The organism is Hornefia butyriciproducens, from assembly GCF_009695915.1.
Taxonomy (GTDB): domain Bacteria; phylum Bacillota; class Clostridia; order Peptostreptococcales; family Anaerovoracaceae; genus Aminicella; species Aminicella butyriciproducens.
This window is the reverse complement of the sequence record NZ_VUMZ01000026.1, coordinates 1-1,593: the sequence shown is the minus strand read 5'-3', so window position 1 is coordinate 1,593 and position 1,593 is coordinate 1. Positions and strand designations below refer to the sequence as shown.

Here is a 1,593-nt window from a genome sequence, read left to right as displayed (position 1 = left end):
TCACCTGTCTGCGCAATGAGGAGGTTTTTATGAGTAAAGATATCAAAAGTGACCACAAGCATCTGACACTGTCAGACCGTATCTACATCGAACAGGCTCTGATTCGCGGAGACAATTTCAGGATGATCGCCCAGGCACTTGGCAAAGACCCGACAACGATCTCGCTGGAAATCAGAAGGTTTCTTGAGTGGAACGATGGTCTTTATGCCAGGGATGGAGTCAACGACTGCGCTCACTACAGTTCCTGTGATGTCGAATACCTGTGCGGTCTATGCGAGCTTCCCTGTAAAAATTGTCTTTCGAATAAGTGTACGAAGCTCTGCCCAAGTTATGATCCGATCATCTGTGAGGATCTGAAGTCTCCACCCTACGTCTGTAATGGCTGCAGGATCCAGGAAACATGTCAGGCAACACATTACTACTACCGGGCAGAAGAAGCTCAGAAACGCTACAAGGCTCTGCTGTCTGAGTCACGGGAAGGGATCAATATGACTGAGGAACAATTGAAAGAACTGGACGATTTCATCTCCCCCCTTATCAGTAATGGACAGCCTCTCAGTCATATCTTCTCTGTGTATGGAGACAAACTCCCCTGCAGTCGCAAGACCATATACAACTATCTGGATATGGGGCTGTTCACAGTCAAAAATGTGGATCTGCCACGCAGGGTCCGCTACAAGCTCAGAAAGAAACGCAGAGGCGAAAACCCTGTAAAGTACGCTTACCGCAATCGGCGCACCTACAAAGATTTCCTCAGTTACACCGAGGCTTTCCCGGAATACGAGGTCGTGGAAATGGATACTGTGAAAGGAAGCCGCGATGCCGGCAAATGTCTCATGACTTTGCTGTTTCGTAAGTCCTCCTTCATGCTGATCTTTCTCCTGCCCTCCTGTACCCAGGCTTCTGTGAAAGCAGTCTTCGACATGCTCTATGAGAAACTGGGGCCAATCGTTTTTCGAAAGACTTTCCGGATCATACTCACTGACAATGGGCCTGAATTCAAGGATCCCTGGTCCATTGAGAAAACTCCGGACGGTAAGCGCAGGAGCCGCGTGTTCTACTGTGATCCATACAAGTCAAACCAAAAGGGGCGACTTGAAAAGAATCATGAATTTATCCGTTACATCATCCCAAAAGGCCGGAGCATGCACGACCTTACAGAGGAAACCGTCAGATTGATGACCTGTCATATCAACTCAGTCGCCCGTGACGGTCTGAATGGCAAATGCCCCTTTGATCTGGCAAAGTTATTGCTCAGTGAAAAAGCGCTGACGCGTTTAGGATTGCAGCAAGTCTCCCCAGACGAAGTAATCCTCAAGCCAGCACTTCTCAAAAAATGATCTTTAGTTGATCCAGCCGCAGACAGGTCTGATCATGACTTATTATTCCGCCTGGCCGGGCGGAACAGTTGTTCAGCGAAGCAGAATTTATTTTTACACAAATCTCTGCCCCGTCTTTTTGTCATGCAATGAACCCGTATTGGCTAATTGAATTTTACAGCATTTCAGGCCTGATTCCTATACCTGATTTTATGAAACCAGCCTCTGCCGGTCGTTTTTCTCTTAAATGTGGAAGTTACCTTTTCATTCAAGC

2 protein-coding genes are annotated in these 1,593 nt (G+C 47.4%); both read left to right on the top strand.

What is annotated here, in order from left to right; translation table 11 throughout:
• Positions 1–29 precede the first annotated feature (29 nt).
• The gene (locus FYJ64_RS11275; RefSeq protein WP_154575213.1) at positions 30–1,340 is read left to right on the top strand and encodes an IS30 family transposase; all 1,311 of its coding nucleotides are present in this window, start codon (positions 30–32) and stop codon (positions 1,338–1,340) included.
• Positions 1,341–1,408: 68 nt separating this feature from the next.
• Positions 1,409–1,593, top strand: a 185-nt coding sequence (locus tag FYJ64_RS11465; protein ID WP_206045666.1) for a hypothetical protein, incomplete at its 3' end; no start/stop codon positions are given.